Genomic DNA, 23822 nt, shown 5'->3' with positions numbered 1-23822 from the left:
GTTTCTTATTTTCTACTTCTTGCTCAGGCGCAAACGAAGATCAGGGCCAAACAGACTTTGATCGATGATTTGCCAATCGTGACGCTGATCCAAAGCTGTCAATGGAGAGATGTTTGCCATACCAATACTTTCACCCATCAAGAAGGGTGCGTAATAGAGTAAGAGTTCATCAACACAATCTTCTCTCAATAGAGATCCATTGAGCTTAAATCCAGCTTCGACATGGATTTCACTCATGTGGCGCTCTTTTGCTAAATACGCAAAGAGTTTTGGTAAGTCCACCTTGCCATTGGCATTAGCCATCGAAATGACTTCAACGCCAAGAGTCTCGAATGCTTTTGCCTTATCTTGACTCCCTCGAGAATCTAATGAAGCGCAAACCAAAATGACACCAGCTATTTTTGGGTTACTCAACACCTTCGCGTTCAGAGGCGTCTCGAGCTTGGAGTCCACAATAATTTTCCAGGGCTGGCGCTCAGTTTTGACATCACGAACATTGAGACTTGGGTCATCTTCTTTAACTGTGCCTACACCAGTCAATATAGCGCAAGCCTGTGCACGCCAATGATGGCCATCTACCCGGGCTAAGGGGCTGGTAATCCATTGGCTTTGGCCATCAGGTAAAGCCGTCTTGCCATCTAAGCTGGCAGCGATCTTCATACGAACCCAAGGCAAGCCTCTAGCCATCCTAGAAATAAATCCTCGGTTTAATGCTTGGGCTTCAGATTCCAATAAACCACACCGAACATCAATGCCCGCAGCCTTTAATCGCTCAAGGCCTTTGCCACCAACTAGAGGGTTGGGATCTGACATCGCCACAATCACCATGGCGGGCTTGGCTGCAATTAGAGCATCGACACAAGGCGGGGTTCTACCGGTGTGATTGCAAGGCTCTAAGGTGACGTACACCGTTGATCTGGCAGGGTCCAGTCCTTTTGACTTCACATCCGCTAAAGCCTGAACTTCCGCATGGGGTCCGCCCACTCTTTGGGTATGCCCGCGGCCAATCACTTCTCCATCTTTCACAATGATGCATCCCACCCGTGGGTTGGGGTTAGAAAGGTAAAGGGCATTTTGAGCCTCGACTAAGGCCTGGCTCATAAATTGATGGTCGACTGCGGTGTACATGGGTCTATTAAAACCGATTGTGGGCAGAAGCGGCAACTTTACCCGCCCTACTTGCAGGCTTTGGAGTCCTTGATTGGATCGCAAATTCTCCAGCGACCCCCGCTGCCTAAGATGAGGTGCCGCTCGAGCCCAGAATCTCGGTCGTGACCTAGGATCAGGCGATTGGCAACAAACCCGCCATGGGCTGTCTTTGCAGCGCCAGCAAGATTAAACAAAATACCCCGCTTGGAGGTATGAGGGTCAATAAACTGCTTACCTCCGCCCTTGAAATACACCCGCGCAAGATCGCCTTGGGAAATCCACTGCCGTTCAGCACACGTTGATTTTGGCTGACGTTCATCACAAACATTTTTAACCACCCAACCCTCCTCCCAAAGACCACCATTCAATGGAGTGATGCGTACGGGCGTAGCCAATACAAATGCTTGAGCTCTTGCAAATTGAGCATGCGCAATAAAACGTCTGGCAATGATGTCGATTTCTCGTGCGGCCATTTGCTCATGCAATAAAGGTAATGTCGATACTGCAATAATGGCAATGATCGATACAACAGCCATCAACTCTAACAAGCTATATCCTTGATCTTGCTTACTCAAATTTCTGCCGCCAATTTAATCGTGTAGTGATGTTGTTTTTTTCATCCAAAAATATGAGGATCTCCAAGCTCGGTTTTGATTTGCTTGATATCAACCAAAGATTTTTTCCAGCAGACTGTACATCGCAAGTAGTGCTTGCTAGGACGGTGATATTAGAAAGATGTTGCTCACATTCAGTTAGAGATTGTTCGGCAACAATAAATTCTTTCTGGGATTGGGCATAAGTATTAACACTCATGACTTCAATTGCAGCTAAGCGCTCCAACTGAATGACCAGCATTGAGAGTAGCGTCAGCAGCGATATGACCCAAGCAATAATCACAATAGACTCACAGCAGATTACGGGCAGTAAATGTTCGCTCAAACTTCTGGTGAATGGACGTGCCATCAGTCATCTCCAGCATTACCTTAAAAGCCCTACCAGCACTAGCTGGAAGTGCCTCAAAGGAAAGATGGTGAATGCCATTCATCAAGGTTGTGTTTTGGATACGTCCCTGGCGATCAAGCGATTGGCAGATTAACGACCCGCCATTGATCTTGGCACCTTTTGGTGTGGATGCTTGTCGATCTACCAAAAATCCTTGCTGCGCTAAATTATTTTTAGTGCGCTCTTTTGACAAAATATTGCCAATGCAATCAAAGTCCACCCCTGAAGATATCCCATGTTTCACCATCAGCGAATCTGATCCTCGGTATCCGCTATTTTTCTGAATCTGAATGTAATTATTCGAGGAAGAATTTTTTCTTGCAGATGAAATCGCTGAATGCGCATTCTGATAACCAGCCATCCGAATAGCGCGCCCGATTAATTCCAGCGCACGATCTGCTTCTGCAGTCATAGACTGTGATTTTTCATACTCAATTTGCTTAGCGATGAACTGGCCACTATTTTTGATGAGTGGTGCGACTAAGACTAGGGACAGGGCGAGACCGACGAGACACTCCAATAGATTCATCAACCAACTTTCGTGAAATTTTATTTGGGTTGTTTAGTTGAGCAGCGGTCAACATGGCGAGTTCGTGCCGATCCATTTCTTTTCTGAGCTCTACCCTTTTTCCTTGGAGTTGACCTAAGCGCAAAATCATCCCTTGAAAGGTATTGCTCAAACCTACCCAACTGCTTGCAAATAGGGTCATTGCCACCAGAACCTCCAATAAGATGAATCCATTAGCCGCTTGATTCGAATCATGAAGGCTTGGGGGGTTTTGAATTCGAGAGCGCACAGGGCATTTTCTCGAGACTTGAGAGGCAAAAATAGGCCTTTCATGGGCGCTCACTGTCAGAAAAACTGGATATTGCTCCAATATTGACCACGGCATGCCAGGCTAAAGCCCGAAACCCCCTCCTCAGCTTAAAATAGAGGGCTATGCAAAATAACCTCGCCTCCACAGAAGAAATCGTTGCTCAGCTCAAAGCCGGCAAGATGGTCATTCTGGTCGATGAAGAAGATCGCGAGAATGAAGGTGACTTAGTGCTTGCTGCCGATCACGTCACTCCAGAGGCGGTGAATTTCATGGCCAAGCATGGTCGTGGCTTGATTTGCCTTACTTTGACGCGTGAGCGCTGCCAACAAATCAACCTCCCCTTAATGGTGAGAGATAACGGCACCTCCATGGGTACCAACTTCACCGTTTCGATTGAGGCAGCCAGCGGCGTTACCACTGGTATCTCAGCAGCAGATCGTGCTCACACGATCAAGACGGCAGTTGCTGCAAACGCAAAACCAAATGATTTAGTTCAGCCAGGCCACATCTTTCCTTTGATGGCACAACCTGGCGGTGTGTTGATCCGTTCTGGTCATACAGAGGCTGGATGCGATTTAGCTGCGATGGCTGGTTGCTCACCCACTGCCGTCATTTGCGAGATCATGAAAGATGATGGCAGTATGGCGCGACTGCCAGACTTGCTCGAGTTTGCAAAAGAACATCAATTAAAAATTGGCAGCATTGCCGATCTCATTAAATATCGTAGTCAACATGAAAGCATTGTGGTGCGCGAAGGCGAGCGTGAGTTTGATACTCCTTGGGGTAAGTTTCAGGGAATCATCTACCGCGATACGCCAAGCTCGTGTATGCATTTAGCGCTAGTGCATGGCAAGCCATCAGAAACTGAAGAGACTCTAGTGCGTGTTCATGAGCCAGTCACCGTCTTGGATTTCTTGGACTCGAATGTCAGCACGCACTCTTGGCCGTTGGCTAAAGCTTTACAGAAATTAGCTGCTGCACCTTCTGGTGTGGCGGTTTTATTGAACGCTTCCGGTATTGCAGCCCCTAATGATGTGGATTGGTTAGCCCAATTTCATAAATTGAATGGCACTCATACTGAGGCAGCTAAAAAGCCATTAGCTCGCAAAACTGATTTCCGCAGCTATGGCATCGGCGCACAAATCCTCAAAGATATCGGCGTTGGCAAAATGCGTTTACTCGCCAATCCTAGTCCAGTACCTAGTCTTTCCGGATACAAGCTTGAAGTAACCGGCTACACCCCATTTGAATCTAAAAAATAAGCAATTCCAGAAAACATGATGAATACATCTAATGACGAATCTGCAGTAGGCGTACTCGACACCGACCTCAATGGACAAGATCTACGCGTCGGTATTGTGCAGGCACGCTTTAATGAAGACCATTGTGTTGCGCTGACTACCGCTTGCATTGAAGAGCTAATAAGGCTGGGTGTCTCCCAAAGCGATATCAAACTAGTAACCGTACCAGGCGCACTTGAAATCCCATTCGCACTTCAAAAACTCGCTGAGACGGGTGAGTTTGATGGCTTGGTTGCCCTAGGCGCAATCATCCGTGGCGAGACTTATCACTTTGAACTCGTATCGAATGAATCTGGTGCTGGCATTACCCGCGTTTGCCTTGAATCTGGATTGCCGATCGCCAATGGTGTTCTCACCTGCGAGACAGACGAGCAAGCTCAGGTTCGCGTTCGGGTAAAAGGTGCGGACTGCGCAAGAGCTGTTGTTGAAATGGCTAACTTGGCTTTAGCCCTTACTCCAGACATTGATTTTGAAATCAATCCTTCGGAAGAGTAATTTCCAAGATGAATAAAAACGTTCCTAGCCCACAGGTAGCATCTGGTACACCAAGTGCACCCAGCGCACCTAAGCGCTCACTCACACCTCGTCGTCGTGCCCGTGAATATGCTTTACAAGGCGTTTATCAAAGCCTAGTCTTGCGTCGCGCAGGTAGCCTTCCGAATGCTGCAGCAATCGCTAAGCAGTTGGCAGAAGATCCCGGCTTTCGCCGTTGCCAGCATGATTTGTTCCAAGGTATTTTTTCTGGCGTGCTAGAGCGCACCGATGAACTAGAGGGTCTCATTACCCCAGCACTCGATCGCCCCATTAATGAACTATCCCCTGTAGAGCATGCCGCCCTCCTGATTGGCACATACGAATTGGCTATTGATTTGGCAGTTCCGTACAAAGTGGCTATTAATGAAGCTGTGGAATTAGCCAAAACATTTGGTGGCACTGATGGTCATAAATACGTCAATGGTGTATTAGATCTCCTAGCCCAACAGTTACGTAGCACTGAGGTGCAATCAAGCTAGACTCAGAGATCCTAGAGACTCCACCCCCTGCGCTTCCAAGAGGTCCAGGGGGTTTATTTTGTCCATAGCTTTGGGTGGCAATCCAAACTACACTCAGGGATAAAATAAAAATAACTTTCTACCAAAGAGACGCCATTATGCAAAAAACGGATATCCGCAAATTACTCAAAGATCCAAGCCTATTTAAAGAAGAGGCTTTTATTGATGGTGCGTGGTTCAAAACAAATTCAGGAAAAACTTTCGCAGTTCATAACCCGGCCACTGGTGAGCTCATTGCAGATGTCAGCAATCTTGAACCGATAGATGCTGAGCGAGCAATTGAAGCTGCAGAACAAGCCTTTCCAAGCTGGAAATGTAAAACTGGAAAAGAGCGCGCTCAGGTGATGCGCAAATGGTTTGATCTGATTATTCAGAACACCCAGGATCTAGCCACCCTCATGACCTTAGAGCAAGGCAAACCCCTGACTGAGGCAGCTGGTGAAGTAGCTTATGGCGCTTCTTTTGTAGAGTGGTTTGCTGAAGAAGCTAAGCGGGTTGCTGGATCTATTCCAAGTACGACTTGGAGCGATAAGCGCATGATCGTCATGAAGCAGCCAATTGGGGTGTGCGTTGCTATTACGCCTTGGAATTTCCCAATCGCAATGATTACGCGCAAAATTGCACCTGCAATGGCAGCAGGTTGCACCATTGTGATCAAGCCCGCTGAACTCACACCACTGAGTGCATTAGCGCTAGCAGAGCTAGCTCAGCGCGCTGGCGTCCCGGCAGGCGTCATTAATATTCTGACCGCAGATGCCAATGAGTCAATTGCAATTGGTAAAACACTCTGTGCATCGCCTACCGTTCGCCACCTATCGTTCACAGGCTCAACCGAAGTTGGACGAATCTTAATGGCGCAATGCGCTCCCACGGTCAAGAAATTAGGTCTTGAGCTCGGCGGTCATGCTCCCTTTATTGTTTTTGAAGACGCCGATATTGATGCAGCTGTTTCAGGCGCAATGGCATCTAAATATCGTAACTCCGGCCAAACCTGCGTTTGCGCGAACCGCTTCTATGTCCATAAAAAAGTACAGGATGAATTTGTCGAAAAGTTTGCGAAAGCCATTCAAGTCATCAAAGTAGGTAACGGTATGGAAGCTGGGAGTACACAAGGTCCGCTGATTGAACAAGCCGCCTTAGAGAAGGTAGAGAGGCATGTGGCTGATGCCATTAGCAAGGGTGCAAAACTCATTGCTGGCGGTAAGCCCTCTCCTTTAGGCGGGACATTTTATGAGCCCACCATACTGTCTAATGTAACTAATGACATGCTCATTACCTATGAAGAGACCTTTGGACCAGTCGCTCCGATCATGCCGTTTGAAAGTGATGAGGAAGCAATCAGACTAGCCAATAACAGTCAATTTGGATTGGCTTCCTATTTTTATAGCCGTGACATTGGCCGCATCTGGAAAGCCGCTGAAGCGCTTGAGTACGGCATTGTGGGCGTCAACTCTGGAATCATCTCCAATGAGGTGGGGCCATTTGGGGGAGTGAAGCAATCGGGCTTAGGCCGTGAAGGCAGCGTCTACGGCATGGATGAATACCTAGAGCTCAAATATGTTTGCCTAGGACTGTAAGTCAGCTCCGAAAATAAATATAGCCGCTTATAGCGGCTATATTTTTTGACATCACCACTACTTTATTTTTTCTTGTAGACCAAGTCCCAAACACCATGCCCTAGCTTAATGCCGCGGGTTTCAAACTTAGTGATTGGTCTATAAGCAGGTCTCTCAACATACCCAAGATGCTTAGCCTCAAGTTGCTTAAGAGTGGGCTTGAATTCTTTAAAGGACTCTTTAGCAAGCTCACTCTCACTAGCAATATCAGTAGCTGAAAAAGTTTCAATACTCATGTGCTCAATAGAGGTATTTGTCAAATCTGATTGAGCATTTAAGACTAAAAGCATTTGCTCAGCATAGTTATGCCAATCGGTTGCAAGGTGTAAATACGCTCCAGGCTTTAAGCGAGAAATCAACAATTTCACGAACTCCGCCTGAATCAAGCGCCGTTTATGATGACGCTTCTTATGCCATGGATCCGCAAAATAAATATGGATGCCATCTAAGGAGTTAGGAGCAATCATTTTCTCCAAAACCTCAACAGCATCATGACGAATCAAACGCAAATTGGTGAGATTGTTCTCGCCAATCAATTTCAGTAAAGCACCTACCCCTGGAGGGTGCACTTCAATTGCCAAGAAATCATCTTCATTACGCAAGGCAGCAATTTTGGCAGTGGTCTCACCCATCCCAAAACCAATCTCCAATATCTTGGGGCGCGATGAGCCATTGAAGGCCTGGGGAAGATCCAATACAGCCTCTTGAAACGGCACCAGGAACTGGGGACCCAATTCTTCAATAGCACGCTGCTGACCAGCAGTCGTTCTGCCTGCTCTCAAAACAAAGGATCGAATGCGATCGGTTCTTGGGATATTCACGAAATACTTATCTTTATGAAGAATTACTTTGGAAAAGGCGTATTCCATCCGGCCGAGCGATAGGCATAGACCACCTCGCCCAGGACGATGGAAAGAGAGGTCATGAACGACATTAATCCGAGTACAAATGTCCAGATGACATAGGTTGCCTGTAATGACCGTACTGCACCCGCCTGGAAGAAAAATAACTCAAGGACGGTTAAGGAGATAAAGACGCCGCTTAATACATCAAAGAAAATCGCAGCCGTACAAAGACGGCCTCGGACCTTTGCCTCATTAGCCTCTTTCATCATATGAGCAAGCATGTCTGGATCCTGAATGCCACCCTCCTGAATGCGATGCTGAATTGCGCGCATACGATCTACTGATCGAGCTAAGCGAGCAGAGATTGCATTAATTAAGGTGGCAACTGCAGTTAATAAAAATACTGGGGCTAATGCCAGCTGAATATTATTTGTGATCGCGTCTATTGATACATCCATATCGATTCCAATTAGTTTTATTACTTAATGAGACCAGGCTACCAGCCCACTATATGAGCTTGCCAAGACCAGAATTCCAAAGATGATGCGGTACCATGCAAATGGAATGAAGTTATGTCCTGCAACATAATGAATTAACCAGCGCACGCAAATGAATGCGGAAATAAAAGCGGCGATAAAGCCAATCACAATCGCCCAAACAAAGTCACCAGAAAGAGCAACTGGATTCTTCCAAAGTTTGATTAATTCATATGCAGTTGCCCCGCCGATTACTGGAATGGCCAAGAAGAAAGAAAACTCAGTAGCTACAGCTCGAGGCAGGCCAAACAACATACCCCCAATAATGGTCGCGCCTGAGCGAGAAGTTCCCGGGATTAAAGCGGCACACTGAGCCAAACCCACCTTTAAAGCATCGAAAGGGGTTAGATCATCCACGGACTGAATATAGGATTTGCCTGAGTCAATGAATTTAGCTTGACGGCGTTCCGCCCAAAAAATAATCAAGGCGCCTACGATGAAAGCGCTAGCCACTGGAATGGGGGCAAATAGGACGGCTTTAATATGCTTACCAAATATGAAAGCCAAACCCATTGCCGGAATAGAGGCGATCAATAGGTTGAAGATAAATCGTCGTGAGATAGCGCTCGTGCGAGCAGTGGAGACAACCTTCCAGAGCTTTTCACGAAACTCCCAGCAGACCGCCAGAATGGCGCCAAACTGAATAATGACCTCAAATGCCTTCCCGCGCTCATCGTTGAAGTTGAGTAAGTCGCCAACCAAAATCAAATGCCCGGTACTGGAGATTGGCAAAAACTCAGTTAAGCCCTCCACTACACCCAGTACTACCGCTTTAGCCAGCAAAATTAGATCCATGGATGCAATTTTATAGATAGATGATGTAGACACTGGGATTTGGCAAAATAAGCCTTAAATCCAGCGCTTTCGCTAAATAAGCCTTAAACTTCATGGCATATTGAAAAGTACCCGAATTAGATGACATTGATACGCTTTCGCCTCCCCCAGCTAACCGCTTTTGGTTTAATCCTGGGTCAGGCATTCGGACTCGGGATACATTCATCGACAGCGCTAGCCCAAAGCGCCAATGGGGCTAAGCCTTCACTACCAACCCCAGTGAGCGCACAGTCTTTGGTGGGCTTGGATATGCCGCCACAGATGGCGCCATTGCCTCGACAAGCAATTCCGAGTAATGCGGCACCATCCAATCTTGGCGCGAATGGGGCAATTGGAAGTAACCAAACAACTGATTTAATCCGCCTATATCAAGAAGCTGCATTTAGCGATCCCGTATTAAATGCGGCTCGCTTTAATTATCAAGCTAGTAAAGAGCTCTATTGGCAGGGTTTATCACTCTTATTGCCACAAGCTGCAGCCGTTCCTGGTGGAACGCGCTACTACCAACATACAGCAGGCAATCAACCGGCTAACTCGTATACAGGGTCTCGGGTATATGACCAAAAAAACTATACCGTCACCCTGACCCAACCTGTTTTTAATGTAGCGGCATTTGAGGCTTTCAAGCAAGGTGACTTAAATACCAAAATTGCGGACATGCGCTTTTACTTAGCGCAACAAGATTTAATCATTCGCGTATCACAAGCCTACTTTGATGCACTTACTAGCCAAGACAATGTTGAGCTCTATCGCAATAAAAAGGGGCTCATTAAGCAGCAGCTTGAAATTGCTCAAGCCAAGTTTGATGCTGGGCTGGCAACCATCGTTGATGTCAATACCGCACAGGCTGCTCTAGATTTAGCGAACTCTCAAGAAATTGCTGCTCAAGCAGACCTGATTGTTAAGAGAGGTGTCTTGGAGCAATTAGTGGGTCGCCCCGTAGGCGCTCTAAAGCCGCTGATCAAAGAAGCTAAGATTGATGGCGTTCTCAAAGACCCTCGCACTAAGTCAAAAGACGGCAATGGGATTCCGATTGCCGATAGCGTTAATCCCCAGCTGCCAAAAGGGCAAACTCTAGAAGACTGGATCAACCAAGCTGAGTCTGCAAACTTTAATGTGCTTGCTGGTCAGCTCTCAGTCTCTCTAGCTGAGAGCACTTATAAAGCCTCTCAAGCGCTGAACTATCCTTCCCTGAATTTTGTAGGTACAGCGGGTTACAACACCTCCAACGGAACGGCCAATAGCTTAACTCCGTCGCAGACAAATATTTATAACAACACCATCGCATTACAGATGACTATTCCCTTAGTCTCTGGTGGTTACAACAGCTCACTCATTCGTCAAAACGCCGCATTGCTAGACGCAGCTAAAGCGAACTATGACAATGCACGCCGTACTGCAGCTCAAAGCACGCGTGCCGCATTTACCGGTTTCTATGGCGGCCTGGCAAGTGTAAAAGCGTATGAGGCTGCTGAGCGCTCTTCTACTTCAGCACTCGAATCCAGTAAGTTGGGATTTCAGGTTGGAACTTTAATTAATATTGATGTGTTGATCGCATTAGATACAGTCATCACTACTCGCTCGCAATTACAGCAAGCACGCTACAACACCATTCTGAATGCCATTAAGTTAAAGGCGCATGCGGCATCACTCTCAGATGAAGATCTAATCTCCATCAACACTCTGCTGCGTTAAGAACCAAAGAAGTAAAAAATTAAGCTTGCTATAGAAGCCTTAAGGATGCATCAAGTACTTCTTGAACGCATGGTGGATTTTGAATATCACCCACATTACAAATTTGATCAGACCAATAACCTTCAGTCTTCCAGAGCGGTGAGTCACAATAGATTTCGACAGTAGGTTTATTAAGTACTGCTGCCAAATGCGTCAGACCAGTATCCACCCCTACCGTTAAAGCCGCTCCAGCAATTACTGAAAAGGCATCTTCAATAGAAAAAGCTGGTGGCACTAAAGCCCCGGAAATCTGAGAGGCAAGCAATTGACTAACCGCCTTTTCTGCGGCATTTCCCCAAGGAAAAACCAATTGATACCCCTTGGCAGACAAATCTTTGCCTAGCGTAATCCAATTATCATTAGACCAACGCTTAGCCTCTCTGGCTGTCGAATGAAAGCACAAGACATAAGGAGAGAGTAAACCTGCGACAGAACTTTTTGGAATGCTTGCAATAAATTCTGAGGGATAAAACTGCGGCGCATCACCTCGCTCTATCAAAGACCAATCTAAGGCTGAGCACATCACCCAACGGGAACGATCAACAGCATGGCACTGCGTAGGAACTTGTACTGACTGGTTATAGAAAGATCTAGCCAAAGGCTCGTATCCAGAAAACTCGGTTGCATTAGCAAGACCTGCAATCACGGCACTAGAACTTTTTTTGGCTAGGGCGCATACGATGGCAGATTTAAGCAGGCCCTGCGTTTCGATCAAGACGTCATAAGCAGTAGTTTGAAGTGTTTTTCTAAACGCAAAAAACTCTTTCCATGTTGCCAAGCTAAAGAGATTTTTCTTCCAGCGGCGCAGGCCAAAAGGAATGATGCGATCAATCCCCTGAAAACCATCACGAGATAGCAAGGGCTCAAGCAGGTGTACATAACCCTCTTCCACCACCCAATCAATTTGAGCATCCGGTAAGCGTTCACGCAAATCCCACACAATCGGCAAGTTATGCAAGACATCCCCAAGAGAGGAGAGCTTTACCAACAGGATTTTGGGAGAAGTGCTCATGCGAGCATTATCTTATCTTTTGAAAATACCCCTAAATTTAATTAAAACTTAGGAGCAGCATCCCACGATAAGCCAGCAGAATCTTTGGCATTCATATTCGGCATAATGCCTTGTGGCAATGGCCAATCGATGCCTACGGCTTGATCATTCCAAGCCAAACAAGCTTCGCTTTGCGGATGGTAGTAGTCGGTTGTTTTATATAAAAACTCCGCCGTCTCGGATAGCACAAGAAAGCCATGTGCCAGGCCAGCAGGGATCCAGAGTTGCTTATGATTTTGGGCGCTGAGTTCCAACCCGACCCACTTGCCATACGTTGGTGAATCTTTGCGAATATCCACAGCGACATCAAAAACACTGCCCGCTACAACGCGAACCAATTTACCCTGAGTTTGCTCCAATTGATAATGCAGCCCACGCAAAGTCCATTGGCGAGAAAAAGAATGGTTATCTTGTACAAACTCAACATTCAAGCTAGTTGCAGCAGCAAAATCCTGCGCATTAAAAGATTCGGTAAACCAACCACGCTCATCGCCAAATACTTTGGGCTCAATCACCAATACATCATGGATGGCCGTAGGCGTGACTTGCAACTTCAAAGAGGCGCTCATCCAATCATCTTCTTATGAGATAAGGAAACAGGTTGAGCAGAGGTATTGAGCTCATTCAAAATCTTGCTTAAATACTGACCATAGCTATTCTTACTTAATTGAGCGGCCACTTTTTGTACTGTCTCAGCGCTAATCCAGCCCTGACGATAGGCAATCTCTTCAGGGCAAGCCACCATTAGCCCTTGGCGCTTTTGTAGAGTCGCGATAAAGCCGGCAGCATCTAATAAAGAATCATGCGTTCCGGTATCCAGCCAGGCAAAACCACGACCCATGATTTCTACGCTAAGCTCGTTCTTATCTAAATATACGCGGTTGACGTCGGTAATTTCTAGCTCACCACGTGCACTAGGTTTAATCGTGGCGGCGATATCGCAAACCTGATTGTCATAGAAATATAGCCCTGTTACCGCATAACTACTTCTGGGCTTTAGTGGCTTCTCTTCAATAGAAAGCGCTTTGTAATCTTTATCAAACTCCACCACGCCATAACGCTCAGGATCGTTGACGTGATAAGCAAAGACAGTTGCACCATCATTGCGGGCATGAGCACTATCCAGTTGATCAACTAGTTCATGGCCGTAAAAAATATTGTCCCCCAGCACTAAAGCGCTTGGGTTATTGCCAATAAAGTTTTTTCCTAAAGTAAATGCCTGCGCCAAACCATCGGGGGATGGCTGCACGCAATACTCAATATTTAAACCCCATTGCGAACCATCGCCCAATAACTCTGAAAAACGTGGCGTGTCATGAGGCGTAGAAATTAATAAGATATCCCGAATGCCTGCAAGCATCAAGGTTGTTAAAGGGTAGTACACCATCGGCTTGTCATAGACGGGCATCAGCTGCTTAGAAACAGCCTGGGTAACTGGGTACAAACGAGTACCAGATCCACCAGCCAAAATAATACCTTTGCGATTCATCTGATTTACTGCCATAGGATGCTTTCTAGATAAGACCATCTTTAGCCAAATTGGAGACATACGCCTTAACGGCAATATCCCAAGGCTGATTGAGTAGCTGTAATTTTGACATATCGCCGCAGCCCCTCAAGACTTGACCGAGTTTGTCCGTCGACATCCTTGAATTCATAGGCCTAGGAGCCGGCAATGGGTATTCCACCGCAGGAATTGGCTTAATTACACTCGGCACCGCTTTCAAGGACGTCCCCGTCTCTAAAGCCGCTTGTACTGCCAAAGTTGCCAAACCATGCCAGGTAGTTTCACCCGCAGGAACGGCATGGTAAATGCCAGAAGGAAATTCTTTGATCTTCAGCTTGCCATCTGCGACAAAATCCAAACTCACTTGCGCTAACCAGGTGGCACTAGTGGGAACGCCATACTGATCGTCAATGATCTTGAGTTCTTCACGATCCTTGGCCAGTCGCAAGATAGTCCGAATAAAATTGCCACCATCTCCATATACCCAACTGGTTCTGAAGATGGCATATTGGCCGCTACCGTCATTACTAGCAAAGATTCTGGCAATTGCCTCTTCACCGGCGGCCTTACTTTTTCCATAAACCCCTAAAGGGTTACGTATATCGTCTTCCAGGTAATAGCCGTATTTCTCACCATCAAAGACATAATCTGTCGAGTAGTGCAACAAGGTGGCACCATGGCTTGAGGCATATTGCGCCATGATTTCAGGGGCTTTTGCATTAATGGCAAAGGCTTGATCCATATCGCTCTCAGCCTTATCAACCGCCGTATATGCTGAAGCATTAATAATCAGCTTGGGCTGCAATTGATTTAAGAGAGCGCTTAATGCAGTCGCATCAGCAAGCTCGCAGTCAGGGCGGCCTAAGTATTGGATATTTGGCTTATCTGCCAAAGCAGGCAAGAGTGAATCGAGCAAAACATGAAACGCTTTACCTAGTTGACCATCCTTACCGAACACCAGAATATTCATAGAGATGAAAGCAGTCTTAGTTGTACTGCTTTTGTAACCAGTCGCGATAAGAGCCACTGACGACGCCCTCTACCCAAGCTGGATTATCTAAATACCATTGCACTGTTTTACGAATACCGGTATCGAAAGTCTCAGCAGGTCGCCAGCCGAGCTCACGCTCAATTTTACTTGCATCAATAGCATAGCGACGATCATGCCCAGGGCGATCTTTAACGTAGGTAATTTGATCAACATATGATTTACCATCGGCACGCGGCTTCAGCTCATCCAGAATTGCGCAGATAGTTTTAACAACATCAATATTGGCTTTTTCATTCCAGCCACCAATGTTGTAGGTCTCGCCCAATGCACCTTTAGCCAATACTTCACGAATCGCGGAGCAATGATCGCCCACATAAAGCCAATCACGAATTTGCTGACCATCGCCATAAATAGGCAATGGCTTGCTATTCAGTGCATTGAGAATCACTAAAGGAATCAACTTCTCTGGGAAATGATATGGACCATAGTTATTGGAGCAATTGGTTGTGACAACCGGGAAACCATAGGTATGAAACCAGGCGCGCACTAAGTGATCAGAGGCTGCCTTGGATGCGGAGTAAGGGCTATTCGGTTCATAGGAATTGGTTTCCGTAAAAGCGGGGTCAGTGGCAGACAGCGAGCCATAAACCTCATCAGTTGATACATGATGAAAGCGGAAGGCTTTCTTGGCGGACTCATCTAAACCATTCCAATATTCACGGGCACACTCAAGTAGGTTGAATGTGCCTACGATATTGGTAGCAACAAATTCAGCGGGTCCATGGATCGATCGATCCACATGGCTCTCAGCAGCAAAATTCACTATCGCGCGAGGTTGATGATCTTTAAGCAATCTAGCAACCAAATCTTTATCGCCAATATCGCCATGCACAAAGACATGGCGCGGATCATCATTTAAGGACTCTAGCGTGGCTAAATTACCAGCATAGGTCAGCTTATCGAGATTGATGACGCCCTCGTTACCAGGGACTTTTAACCAATCGAGCACAAAGTTTCCACCAATAAAGCCTGCACCACCGGTTACTAAGATCATTGTGCGCCGTTATATTAGAGTTAATCCGCAATTGATACCAAAAAGTTTATCAATTTTAGATTAAAAACTGCATAAAATAAGACCTAAATACTAAAAAGTTAAATATCGTGAATCCGAATAAATATAGTCTTACGTTTGCTTGCTACAACTCAGTTGCGTACACAAAAATGTGTATTGACAGCATGGTGAAGCATGGCACCCCGCTAGACAGGCTCATAGTGGTAGATAACCACTCGACCGATGGTACACGTGACTATCTCTCTACCCTACCTTTAGGCGGAAGAATCTTTAATTCCAGCAATTTAGGGTGTGGAACTGCTTGGAATCAAGGTGCGCTAGCACTACAAAGCGAATGGAGCATCATCATGAACAATGATGTTCTGGTATCACCATTGTGGATTGAGAATCTCATCCATGCTGCAGAGTCTAAAAATCTCAAGGTCATTAGTCCAGCATTAATTGAGGGGCCACTTGATTATGACTTTGAAGCATTTAATTTAAAAGCTAGCTCAGAAATGAAGAATGTGCACCGCTTTGGCAGCAAGCATGCGGTATGCCTCGCTATTCATAACTCGGTCTGGATGGATGTAGGTTATTTTCAACCAATTCCCAAACTCCTCGGTTATGAAGATACCCTGTTCTTCAATGAACTCAAGAAGTCTAATATTCAAACTGCGATTACTGGTGCGTCGTGGTTACACCACTTCGGCTCGATTACCCAAACTGCAATGAAGCAAGAAAGAGGGCTCGCAGAAAAAGATGGTCTGGCCAATCGCTACAACTACAAACTACTAAATCAAAGCTTGATGCAGAGAAAGCTAGCCAAGATTCAAGCAAAAAAACACCAAGCAGAAGCTAGCCGAAATGAGGTGAAAGGGCATGGGATGTCTATACATGGACTCAGAAAAAATAATGCCTTTGAGTGGATTTAATTAGACTTTTTCAAATAAGCTAATTAGGCTTTGAGTATTAGCATCAAGAGAAAATTTATCAACAACCATTCGCTTTCCCGCTTTTGCCATTTGCTTTGCGGGTTCTGGATTAGATAGCATCCAAACGATAGCATTGGCCCACTGCTCAACATTACCAGGCTCAATCATGAGGCCAGTCTCTTGATGCAGGATAGTCTCAGGAATACCGCCAACCCTGCTTGCAATCGTGGGCACCTCCAAGTATTGCGCTTCAATCTGAAACATCCCCAAAGGCTCAACCAAAGAGGGTAGTACTGCGAGATCGCTCTTTCTAAGTAATGGTGCAATCTTTTTTAAAATTCCGGTTAGCAGCACATTCTCAGTCAGTCCAAGCGCTGCAATCTCGGCCTCCAGTAGCGACTTATCTTGCCCCTCTCCAGCAATTAAATAGCGCACATTTGGAATGCGCCCCTTCACTTCAACAAGAGCCTTCAAAATAGTGCTGTGCCCTTTTTCGCCCCTCAGAATTGCACCGTGCGATATCGCCGGACCTGGATGAGCATCTAGCCAATTCAGGACATGCTCTGGTAGTGGATCAGTTGAGCAATCCAGCGCTGAAAAATCAATCCCCGGATAAACGACCTGAAGCTTCTGAGATTTGATGGCAGAGTTATCTAAAAACTTTGAACGTAAATAGCTGCTAGGGATGATCGTTCCTGAAAACAAATAGTTATAAGCAAAAGATAGCGGATAACCGTGCTGAAAAGTTTTTACTCGGAAAACAGGAATACGCTTACGGCCAAGCAGTACTTGCACCATACCTACTAGCGCACAAATCAAAGCATCATGACTGCCATGACAAAACATGGCTACAGGAGTTTTTTCCTTAACCAGTCTAAGTAGCTGCATCAGACTTGGTATATGAAAAGCATTCCGAAAACGAATTTCCTGAACCGCTAAACCGTCATTCTTTGCGCGGCTAGAAATTGCGCTGTTAGGCTTGCACAGCAAAATTGTTTCATAGCCCAAAGCATTGAGTGAGCGCATTTGCTGCAACGCTTGCAACTCTTGACCGCCAATATTGATAGACGAGTCAGAAAAAAGAATTACTTTTGCATCAGCCATAGTTCAAAGCCACATTAATTTATGCGGCCTGCTGAAGGCTTATGGAGTACCTGGGCTAAAAGCACAGCAATCATTAGCCCATAAAAAGTACATAAGTACTTAAGGGATAACTGCTCATTAGATAGCCCAGCAATAAATATGCCGGTGATATAAAAAAGGCCAATTCTGGCAGCTTGCTTTACGTTGAAATCAAGTGCGTTGCGACGCTTCCAAAAGATAGAAAATGGCACAAGCAAAAGACTCAAGTAGGCACCCAATCCAAATAGGCCTACAGATAAGAGCTTACTCAGAATATCGCTGTGTGGGCCAGTTAATGCCATAGTGTTGATGGCAGTCTCATTAGCGGCAATATTGAGCGGACTATTTTGCAAAACCTGCATCATATTTTTTTCTTCACCATAACCGAAGAGCAAACTTTCGTTAGCAAACTGAAAACCAAACTTCCACATACTCAGCCGAGCACCCGCAGATGTATCTAAATTGGCCCCAGTAAACCAATTTAGGATTTCAAAATATCCACTGATAATTCGAGCTGACAACTTCTCTGAAAAATAAAATCCTATTAAAGATACAAAACAGATGCCAATGCAAATCGCAAGCGTCTGTAACCACATTTTTTGTTTTTGGAGCTTGCTAGCGTGGGAAATATCGCCAAGCCTCAACAATAAAATAAGTAAAAGAATAAAAGGTGCAGTGAGCCAACCACCGCGCGAGCCTGAGCCAACCGAAACATATAAGCCAAGTATTCCACCTAGCACCTGTAAAACCATTAATGCTTTGGACTGTCTACCATCCCAGCCAATCATCAGGAGTGATAGGAGGCCAAGAATAAAAGCCTGCGCTCCTAAAGTATTGGGATCAACAAAATAGGTGGCATAGCGCTCTCCCCAATAAGCCCCCGGATTTAATTGCACACTAAGAAACACACATATCAATCCAACTGGGACAGCAATACTCAAAATTTTGATGTACGAAATATTCAGACTCTTAAGCAATAAAAAGACTACTCCCGCAAGCAAGATTCGGGATGGGCCATCAAATGCAGCAAAGTGCATAGCGCCACGGAACACCTGGGATATCAAAACCGATAAAAATAATCCTGCAAATGTCAGAAGCATCAGGGTGTCGAGCGGATAATGCAACTCGATCTTAGGCGCTTTACCGCTCCAGCAGTGGTATGCGGCTAAAAGTACAAGCGCAAATAAAGAAACATGGACGCCGTGTCGGACTGTTAAAAACGTCACCGGGAACATGAAAAAACACAATATGACAAACCAGTCTAGCTTTGTATAGGTGTGATTTAAGTTGTGATTCATAGGTATTTTATAAATTTACTGCAATCATCAGTTGCAGGGGATTATTATTTATGTAAAGAATGCCTAATTAATATATTTTCAGCTCTGCAAGGCCGCACCTCATGAGAATACCATTAGGAACATAGCGTCCATTTACTTTTAATATCAAGAGAAATATGAAGACAATTTTGGTCACTGGCGGGGCGGGATACATAGGCTCACATACTGTAGTGGCTCTGCAAGAGGGTGGCTATAAAGTTGTGATACTAGATAACCTTTGCAATAGCAAAGCAATCACTCTTAGTAACATTCAAAAAATTAGCTCTCAGGCCCCTGTTTTTTACCAAGGCGATATTCGAGACTGCGCCCTGTTACGCGATATCTTTGCAAGTCACCCTATTGACGGGGTCATTCATTTTGCGGGATTAAAAGCTGTTGGCGAGTCCCAAAGCGAGCCGCTCAAGTATTACGACAATAATGTGTCTGGTAGCATCACCCTTCTAGAAGAAATGATTAAGGCCAAAGTAAACACCTTTGTATTTTCTTCTTCTGCAACCGTATATGGAGAGCCAGGGGCTAATCAATACCAAGAGGGTATGCCTACCTCCCCCATTAATGTATATGGCCGCACAAAACTTATGGTTGAGGAAATCCTCAGGGATGGTGCAAAAGCCAACCCCAGCCTTAGAGTCGCCTGCTTACGCTACTTCAACCCTGTGGGAGCTCATCTATCAGGCTTAATTGGGGAGAATCCAGTTGGCACCCCCAATAACTTAATGCCCTACATTGGCCAGATTGCCTTAGGCATCCTCCCAAAATTGAAGGTCTTTGGAAGTGATTACCCAACACCAGATGGCACCGGCCTCAGAGACTATATCCACGTAGATGATCTGGCTCAAGGTCATTTACTTGCCTTGCAGTATCTAGAGGATCACCCTGGCGCCCTTACAGTAAACCTGGGTACCGGAAAACCCTACAGCGTTCTTGAAATGATTGCAGCCTTTGAGAAAGTCAGCGGCAAGAACATTCCATACGATTTGGTAGAGCGAAGATCTGGAGATTTGGCGGAGTATTATGCAAATTCAGACTTAGCTAAAACAGTCTTAGGCTGGGAAGCAAAACATGGAATTGAGCGAATGTGCGAGGATACTTGGCGCTTTTACAGGCAAATAGATTCGGCACAGTCTTAAATATCACTTACTGAGATTCAAATACTTTCAGATGCATAACTATAAAAAGATATTAGTGGTTTGCCCAGCTGGCGCAGTTACCGGTGGCCCCGAAGCGCTGCACCAACTAACGGCGCATATGAATAGCCTAGGTTTACCAGCCTACATGTGCTATCTCCCATTCTCAGAAGCTGCAAAGCCCCCAGCTCCTTACGAGCGCTACCAAACTCAGTCAGCCCCCTATGAGGATGTACCAGGCAACCTGATCATCTTCCCTGAAGTAGATCCAATGCTTGCACTCAAAGTGAAGCATGCAAAAGCAGCTCTTTGGTGGCTATCTCTGGAAAACTTCTTAGAGCGCCGACATATCTGGCCACTTCATGACCGCGTGCGTTATTTCAAAAGAGTTCTTCAAAGACGCAGACCTTGGGGCGGCGCAAAAAACCTCAAGAGTCTCCTACACTTTTCGCAGACTGAACATTCAACTCAATACTTAAAATCCTGTGGCATTGATCCCATTCCACTGATTGACTCAATCAATGAAGATTTCCTCACGGATAAATATCTAGACAAGATTGATCATAAGCAAAATATTATTTTGTATAACCCAACCAAGGGTTGGAAAGTTACACAACAACTGATTGCGCGCTATCCTCAATGGAAATTTCTTCCGCTTAAGGGCCTAAACCGAGACCAGCTTTCTGAAAAACTTTACAGCGCAAAGCTATACATTGATTTTGGACACCACCCTGGTAGGGATCGCATGCCACGTGAGGCAGCAATGCATGGATGTTGCCTAATTACCGGGAAGCTAGGTTCAGCTGGAAATGCAATTGACCTGCCCATACCATCGCAATACAAATTTGATAGTAGCACCCCAAACTTTGTAGAAGCCTTTGATGAACTTGCTAAGGATGTGATGGAAAACTTCCCAAAACACTATGCGGATTTTGGCACTTACAGGAAGTGGCTGCAAGATGAGCCAAGAATATTCAAACAACAAATCGCCGATTACTTTTGCAAGTAAACCCTAATTCACTTAAAACCCCTTAAAAAAGGCTTTAAGTGAATTTTTCCGATAAGGCTTAGTTTTTGCATCGACATTCAATGCACAAGATTGAATTTTTTTAATGTAAGCACTGAGCAGACCTTGCCGTACTAAGCCGATATTGGCTGCGCTTTGAGCTGACATTGAGAATGCAAAACGCTGCAGATCCTCATCGGAAAAAGTATTTCTACTTGTCTTGATAAAGATGGTCTCATAAGGGTGGGCACTCCTTCCAAAATAAGATCCCTCAAAACCACTATCGCCCTCCCTTGATCTAGGATTTATATCCGCCAAGGCTTCTCGATAGTCAATCTGGTTATATTCTGGAAGCATACATTGCAAATTCAAGCCCATATCCAAAATGAGTTGAGAGAGGCGAATTTCATAATCCCGCACCGTTTCATCCTTATTAAGATCATCAACCCCCTCATAAAAACCGCCTTCAATAAGCTGACTGAGAACAGCGCGGCTCAATACATAACAGGTAGTTTGCACATGACCCAAGAACTGCTCATTTCGATCAAGCACCCCATACTTTTTACAGTACATCTTTGCAATCGAATGCTCACGGGGAGTGATGCTGATAACAGATCCGACAATTCCAACATCATCCGAAAACTTCTCAATAATTAACTCGGTCCATTTTTGATTACAGTGCCCCAAAAGAAATGGGCCGCGTACAGATGAGTTAATAAAGAAATAAAAATCGTACCGCCACCATAGGTCTAAATTTTTTATCGCCGCACAATAACCACCGTAGTCAAAATTTCTATTTTCAGTAAATAGATACTCAATATTATCTAAAGCAGGTAGTTCAATTGAATATTCGCCAGCAACAATAATTAAATAATTTAGGCTTGAGTCATAGCCAAATCTCAAAAAATGGGCAAAGTTATCAATGTATGACTGGTCTTTTTCAAAGTAATGGTAAAGCACCAATACATTATTGGAGCCCACCCTAGGCTTGATTGCAATGTCCCTCACCAAGCTCAAACTTTTCTCAGAACGCTGATTAAATGAGTCGAATGGCGAACTTGGTCCTCTATCTTGAAGGCGCCATTGAATCCATACATCCTCCCCCACTGACGCTGATCATCAAAATATTGAGAGAACGTTTCGCTCGTTATTGGATTGATATGAGTTGGATCTGTGAAGCTTGCAGAAAACGGATATACAGGTGTTTGAGCCAGAAAGAGTCCGCCAGGAGTAAGGACGCGATAAACCTCATTCATTAACTCTATAAAGGAATAGCGAATTTGAGGTAAATAAACAACCCGGGGGACGTGTTCAATAAAATCAAATGCAGTAATGTAGTCCATGGAGGCGTCGCCATGGGGAATTCCCTCTTGCGCAAGATCAGATCTAGCAATGTTGGGATTAGCGCTATCTCGGATATCAATCCCATAAAGAAGGCCTGCCTTAAATGGATTCCTAGGAATACCTCCGCAGCCCAAATCTAAAGTCCTGGAATTTGTATTATTCGGCGAGGCGGCTCGGAATTTAGAATAAAAAAGTTCCAGGTCCTCAACCTCCTCCATATCAACAATATGACTAAGAGACCGAAACATCATTTTCAGGGTTTTAAAATACTTTACAAGCCTCATATAGCCTCTGGTAGTGATTAAAAGGTTCTCTTAGCAGCAAAAGAAGTATTTAATAGCATTGTAAACTTACATAATCATCGCCACCAAGTCCTCGTCCCTCATGACCCGCATACTTATTGTTTATCAATCTAAGCCAGCCATTGTCCCCGGGCTAGAAAAGGGGTTTCAAAATGCTGGCCTTGAAACAATTAGCTTTCTAGCAAATGAATATCACCATTGGGTAGATAAATATATTTTCCATGCTATTAATAAGTGGGCGCACAACCTCAGAATACTTAAAAAAGGAAAGTTTCTTTTTTCTAAACACCCATTAACTCATTGGAATTATCTTAATACAGAGCTCGTCAAGTTCTACAAAAAAAATAATCCTGATTATGTATTTTTTATTCATGGAATTCATTACTCAGAATCAACACTCACCCAAATTAATGCCCCTAAGATTGCCTGGCTTGTTGACCCAGTTCAAGACCCCAAGCGACTGGCTTTATTTTCTACGAATCTTGATTGGTATTTTTCTTACAGCAAGATTGCGATAAGAATCCTGCAGGAGCTGGGCTTTAAAAATACAAGCTATTTGCCACATGCAGTTGACCAGAATGAATTCCGCCATCTTCCTGAAGCCAGAAAATCAATTGACATTTCCTTTGTTGGAAAACATAGCGTACACCGAGAAAAATTTATATTGGCCGCGCTGGAGGTAACAAACAAAGTTAGTCTCTATGGCTCAAGGTGGGTGGCACCAGCCCTATCAAAACCCCATTTACTTAAAGCAATTAAGGGGATTGAGTGTTATGGTGAAAAATTAAATCAACTCTACAACTCATCTAAAGTTGTCCTAAGCATCATTGCAAAACCAGAGAACGTGCTGGAGACTCAAAGCGGGATAAATATGAGGCCTTATGAAATCTTAGCATCCGGCTCGATTCTTTTTTCCGACAATTATGATGAACTTCATCCAGAGCTCATTAATAATCAGAACTTAATTCTTTTTAACAACGTCGATGAATTTAAGCAATCCCTCTCTGAGCTACTGAATGACAGTCAAAAAATAGAGAGGATTGCAGTCGCGGGAAGAAAGTTCATTAAAGGCCGCTTCTCTTACGATGAAATGGCAAAAACTATTCTGGCGAAATTTAGGGAAATTCAAAATAGCGGATCTCAATGAGATCGCTAATGAGGC

At 45.0% G+C, this 23822-nt stretch carries 24 protein-coding genes and 2 pseudogenes; 9 read left to right on the top strand and 17 right to left on the bottom strand.

Annotation, left to right across the window (positions count from 1 at the left end):
• Positions 1-12 precede the first annotated feature (12 nt).
• From ribD to FD971_RS01380, 5 genes and pseudogenes are all read right to left on the bottom strand, one after another.
• Positions 13-1128 (bottom strand): bifunctional diaminohydroxyphosphoribosylaminopyrimidine deaminase/5-amino-6-(5-phosphoribosylamino)uracil reductase RibD, encoded by a 1116-nt coding sequence (ribD, locus tag FD971_RS01395; protein WP_215334323.1) that lies wholly within the window; start codon positions 1126-1128, stop codon positions 13-15.
• Positions 1129-1175: 47 nt separating this feature from the next.
• A pseudogene (locus tag FD971_RS01390) lies at positions 1176-1535 on the bottom strand (hypothetical protein); the annotation flags it as partial.
• 114 nt (positions 1536-1649) lie between these two features.
• Positions 1650-1724 (bottom strand): annotated as a pseudogene (locus FD971_RS09965) (prepilin-type N-terminal cleavage/methylation domain-containing protein); the annotation flags it as partial.
• Positions 1717-2112 (bottom strand): hypothetical protein, encoded by a 396-nt coding sequence (locus tag FD971_RS01385; protein WP_215334322.1) that lies wholly within the window; start codon positions 2110-2112, stop codon positions 1717-1719. The gene FD971_RS01385 and the pseudogene FD971_RS09965, both read right to left, overlap by 8 nt.
• Positions 2054-2680: a hypothetical protein gene (locus FD971_RS01380; RefSeq protein WP_251368650.1), complete on the bottom strand. Its 627-nt coding sequence runs from the start codon at positions 2678-2680 to the stop codon at positions 2054-2056. The genes FD971_RS01385 and FD971_RS01380 overlap by 59 nt, the downstream gene beginning before the upstream one ends.
• A 411-nt stretch (positions 2681-3091) precedes the next feature.
• Between FD971_RS01380 and ribBA the strand changes: the two genes are divergently transcribed.
• The 4 genes from ribBA to FD971_RS01360 all read left to right on the top strand — a co-directional run bounded on the left by ribBA (position 3092) and on the right by FD971_RS01360 (position 6899).
• Positions 3092-4231, top strand: coding sequence for a bifunctional 3,4-dihydroxy-2-butanone-4-phosphate synthase/GTP cyclohydrolase II (gene ribBA / locus FD971_RS01375; RefSeq protein ID WP_215334321.1), 1140 nt, complete (start codon positions 3092-3094; stop codon positions 4229-4231).
• A gap of 15 nt (positions 4232-4246) precedes the next feature.
• A complete protein-coding gene (ribH, locus tag FD971_RS01370; protein WP_215334320.1) occupies positions 4247-4765 on the top strand; it encodes a 6,7-dimethyl-8-ribityllumazine synthase in 519 nt (172 codons plus the stop codon).
• 8 nt (positions 4766-4773) lie between these two features.
• Complete coding sequence (gene nusB, locus FD971_RS01365) at positions 4774-5283, top strand: transcription antitermination factor NusB (protein ID WP_215334319.1); 510 nt, start codon at positions 4774-4776, stop codon at positions 5281-5283.
• A gap of 137 nt (positions 5284-5420) precedes the next feature.
• Positions 5421-6899 carry an NAD-dependent succinate-semialdehyde dehydrogenase gene (locus tag FD971_RS01360; RefSeq protein WP_215334318.1) on the top strand — a complete coding sequence of 493 codons (1479 nt, stop codon included), beginning with the start codon at positions 5421-5423 and terminating at the stop codon, positions 6897-6899.
• Positions 6900-6961: 62 nt separating this feature from the next.
• Here FD971_RS01360 and trmB read toward each other — a convergent pair whose 3' ends face one another.
• Genes trmB through FD971_RS01345 form a run of 3 tightly spaced genes read right to left on the bottom strand, consistent with a single transcriptional unit; the run spans position 6962 to position 9114 of the window.
• Positions 6962-7807 (bottom strand): tRNA (guanosine(46)-N7)-methyltransferase TrmB, encoded by an 846-nt coding sequence (trmB, locus tag FD971_RS01355; protein WP_215334317.1) that lies wholly within the window; start codon positions 7805-7807, stop codon positions 6962-6964.
• Positions 7783-8241, bottom strand: coding sequence for a DUF2721 domain-containing protein (locus tag FD971_RS01350; RefSeq protein WP_215334316.1), 459 nt, complete (start codon positions 8239-8241; stop codon positions 7783-7785). Before FD971_RS01350 ends, trmB begins: the two co-directional genes overlap by 25 nt.
• Positions 8242-8265: 24 nt before the next feature.
• Positions 8266-9114, bottom strand: a complete 849-nt coding sequence (locus FD971_RS01345; protein ID WP_215334315.1) for an undecaprenyl-diphosphate phosphatase — start codon at positions 9112-9114, stop codon at positions 8266-8268.
• 120 nt (positions 9115-9234) lie between these two features.
• Here FD971_RS01345 and FD971_RS01340 point away from each other — a divergent pair, with 120 nt between their 5' ends.
• Complete coding sequence (locus tag FD971_RS01340; RefSeq protein WP_215334314.1) at positions 9235-10848, top strand: TolC family protein; 1614 nt, start codon at positions 9235-9237, stop codon at positions 10846-10848.
• A 28-nt stretch (positions 10849-10876) separates the two neighbouring features.
• Here FD971_RS01340 and waaC read toward each other — a convergent pair whose 3' ends face one another.
• The 5 genes from waaC to rfbB are packed head-to-tail and all read right to left on the bottom strand — an operon-like array spanning position 10877 to position 15490.
• Complete coding sequence (gene waaC, locus FD971_RS01335; protein ID WP_215334313.1) at positions 10877-11899, bottom strand: lipopolysaccharide heptosyltransferase I; 1023 nt, start codon at positions 11897-11899, stop codon at positions 10877-10879.
• 41 nt (positions 11900-11940) lie between these two features.
• Complete coding sequence (gene rfbC / locus FD971_RS01330; RefSeq protein ID WP_215334312.1) at positions 11941-12507, bottom strand: dTDP-4-dehydrorhamnose 3,5-epimerase; 567 nt, start codon at positions 12505-12507, stop codon at positions 11941-11943.
• Positions 12504-13427, bottom strand: a complete 924-nt coding sequence (rfbA, locus tag FD971_RS01325) for a glucose-1-phosphate thymidylyltransferase RfbA (RefSeq protein ID WP_215335098.1) — start codon at positions 13425-13427, stop codon at positions 12504-12506. Before rfbA ends, rfbC begins: the two co-directional genes overlap by 4 nt.
• A gap of 25 nt (positions 13428-13452) precedes the next feature.
• Positions 13453-14415: a dTDP-4-dehydrorhamnose reductase gene (gene rfbD / locus FD971_RS01320; RefSeq protein ID WP_215334311.1), complete on the bottom strand. Its 963-nt coding sequence runs from the start codon at positions 14413-14415 to the stop codon at positions 13453-13455.
• A gap of 16 nt (positions 14416-14431) precedes the next feature.
• Positions 14432-15490 (bottom strand): dTDP-glucose 4,6-dehydratase, encoded by a 1059-nt coding sequence (gene rfbB / locus FD971_RS01315; RefSeq protein WP_215334310.1) that lies wholly within the window; start codon positions 15488-15490, stop codon positions 14432-14434.
• A 107-nt stretch (positions 15491-15597) separates the two neighbouring features.
• Between rfbB and FD971_RS01310 the strand changes: the two genes are divergently transcribed.
• Complete coding sequence (locus FD971_RS01310; protein ID WP_215334309.1) at positions 15598-16422, top strand: glycosyltransferase family 2 protein; 825 nt, start codon at positions 15598-15600, stop codon at positions 16420-16422.
• On the opposite strand, the gene FD971_RS01305 is transcribed toward FD971_RS01310, so the two are convergent.
• Entirely contained in the window at positions 16423-17526 is a 1104-nt protein-coding gene (locus FD971_RS01305) for a glycosyltransferase family 4 protein (protein ID WP_215334308.1), read from the bottom strand.
• Positions 17527-17540: 14 nt separating this feature from the next.
• Positions 17541-18842, bottom strand: a complete 1302-nt coding sequence (locus tag FD971_RS01300; protein WP_215334307.1) for an O-antigen ligase — start codon at positions 18840-18842, stop codon at positions 17541-17543.
• Positions 18843-18997: 155 nt separating this feature from the next.
• On the opposite strand from FD971_RS01300, the gene galE reads away from it, so the two are divergent.
• Both galE and FD971_RS01290 read left to right on the top strand, forming a co-directional pair.
• The gene (galE, locus tag FD971_RS01295) at positions 18998-20011 is read left to right on the top strand and encodes a UDP-glucose 4-epimerase GalE (RefSeq protein ID WP_215334306.1); all 1014 of its coding nucleotides are present in this window, start codon (positions 18998-19000) and stop codon (positions 20009-20011) included.
• A gap of 31 nt (positions 20012-20042) precedes the next feature.
• Positions 20043-21017 (top strand): hypothetical protein, encoded by a 975-nt coding sequence (locus FD971_RS01290; RefSeq protein ID WP_215334305.1) that lies wholly within the window; start codon positions 20043-20045, stop codon positions 21015-21017.
• A 12-nt stretch (positions 21018-21029) separates the two neighbouring features.
• On the opposite strand, the gene FD971_RS01285 is transcribed toward FD971_RS01290, so the two are convergent.
• Together FD971_RS01285 and FD971_RS01280 are read right to left on the bottom strand one after the other, a co-directional pair.
• On the bottom strand, positions 21030-22031 hold the full coding sequence (locus tag FD971_RS01285; RefSeq protein ID WP_215334304.1) for a hypothetical protein: 1002 nt from the start codon (positions 22029-22031) through the stop codon (positions 21030-21032).
• Entirely contained in the window at positions 22028-22642 is a 615-nt protein-coding gene (locus FD971_RS01280) for a methyltransferase domain-containing protein (protein ID WP_215334303.1), read from the bottom strand. The genes FD971_RS01285 and FD971_RS01280 overlap by 4 nt, the downstream gene beginning before the upstream one ends.
• A 100-nt stretch (positions 22643-22742) precedes the next feature.
• On the opposite strand from FD971_RS01280, the gene FD971_RS01275 reads away from it, so the two are divergent.
• A complete protein-coding gene (locus tag FD971_RS01275) occupies positions 22743-23807 on the top strand; it encodes a glycosyltransferase (RefSeq protein WP_215334302.1) in 1065 nt (354 codons plus the stop codon).
• The last annotated feature ends 15 nt before the right edge of the window (positions 23808-23822 follow it).

The organism is Polynucleobacter sp. AP-Ainpum-60-G11 (assembly GCF_018688375.1).
In the GTDB taxonomy this organism is placed as follows: Bacteria; Pseudomonadota; Gammaproteobacteria; order Burkholderiales; family Burkholderiaceae; genus Polynucleobacter.
This window is presented reverse-complemented; position numbering and strand designations above follow the sequence as displayed.

Coding starts and splice junctions, on each gene's coding strand:
- rfbC (WP_215334312.1), bottom strand. CDS start 12,507: ATGAGCGCCTCTTTGAAGTTGCAAGTCACGCCTACGGCCATCCATGAT.
- ribH (WP_215334320.1), top strand. CDS start 4,247: ATGATGAATACATCTAATGACGAATCTGCAGTAGGCGTACTCGACACC.
- rfbB (WP_215334310.1), bottom strand. CDS start 15,490: ATGATCTTAGTAACCGGTGGTGCAGGCTTTATTGGTGGAAACTTTGTG.
- rfbA (WP_215335098.1), bottom strand. CDS start 13,427: ATGAATCGCAAAGGTATTATTTTGGCTGGTGGATCTGGTACTCGTTTG.
- waaC (WP_215334313.1), bottom strand. CDS start 11,899: ATGAGCACTTCTCCCAAAATCCTGTTGGTAAAGCTCTCCTCTCTTGGG.
- ribD (WP_215334323.1), bottom strand. CDS start 1,128: ATGTACACCGCAGTCGACCATCAATTTATGAGCCAGGCCTTAGTCGAG.
- FD971_RS01380 (WP_251368650.1), bottom strand. CDS start 2,680: ATGAATCTATTGGAGTGTCTCGTCGGTCTCGCCCTGTCCCTAGTCTTA.
- FD971_RS01280 (WP_215334303.1), bottom strand. CDS start 22,642: ATGAGGCTTGTAAAGTATTTTAAAACCCTGAAAATGATGTTTCGGTCT.
- FD971_RS01305 (WP_215334308.1), bottom strand. CDS start 17,526: ATGGCTGATGCAAAAGTAATTCTTTTTTCTGACTCGTCTATCAATATT.
- FD971_RS01360 (WP_215334318.1), top strand. CDS start 5,421: ATGCAAAAAACGGATATCCGCAAATTACTCAAAGATCCAAGCCTATTT.
- FD971_RS01300 (WP_215334307.1), bottom strand. CDS start 18,842: ATGAATCACAACTTAAATCACACCTATACAAAGCTAGACTGGTTTGTC.
- FD971_RS01385 (WP_215334322.1), bottom strand. CDS start 2,112: ATGGCACGTCCATTCACCAGAAGTTTGAGCGAACATTTACTGCCCGTA.
- FD971_RS01345 (WP_215334315.1), bottom strand. CDS start 9,114: ATGGATCTAATTTTGCTGGCTAAAGCGGTAGTACTGGGTGTAGTGGAG.
- FD971_RS01275 (WP_215334302.1), top strand. CDS start 22,743: ATGACCCGCATACTTATTGTTTATCAATCTAAGCCAGCCATTGTCCCC.
- rfbD (WP_215334311.1), bottom strand. CDS start 14,415: ATGAATATTCTGGTGTTCGGTAAGGATGGTCAACTAGGTAAAGCGTTT.
- FD971_RS01340 (WP_215334314.1), top strand. CDS start 9,235: ATGACATTGATACGCTTTCGCCTCCCCCAGCTAACCGCTTTTGGTTTA.
- FD971_RS01290 (WP_215334305.1), top strand. CDS start 20,043: ATGCATAACTATAAAAAGATATTAGTGGTTTGCCCAGCTGGCGCAGTT.
- FD971_RS01350 (WP_215334316.1), bottom strand. CDS start 8,241: ATGGATGTATCAATAGACGCGATCACAAATAATATTCAGCTGGCATTA.
- galE (WP_215334306.1), top strand. CDS start 18,998: ATGAAGACAATTTTGGTCACTGGCGGGGCGGGATACATAGGCTCACAT.
- nusB (WP_215334319.1), top strand. CDS start 4,774: ATGAATAAAAACGTTCCTAGCCCACAGGTAGCATCTGGTACACCAAGT.
- trmB (WP_215334317.1), bottom strand. CDS start 7,807: ATGGAATACGCCTTTTCCAAAGTAATTCTTCATAAAGATAAGTATTTC.
- ribBA (WP_215334321.1), top strand. CDS start 3,092: ATGCAAAATAACCTCGCCTCCACAGAAGAAATCGTTGCTCAGCTCAAA.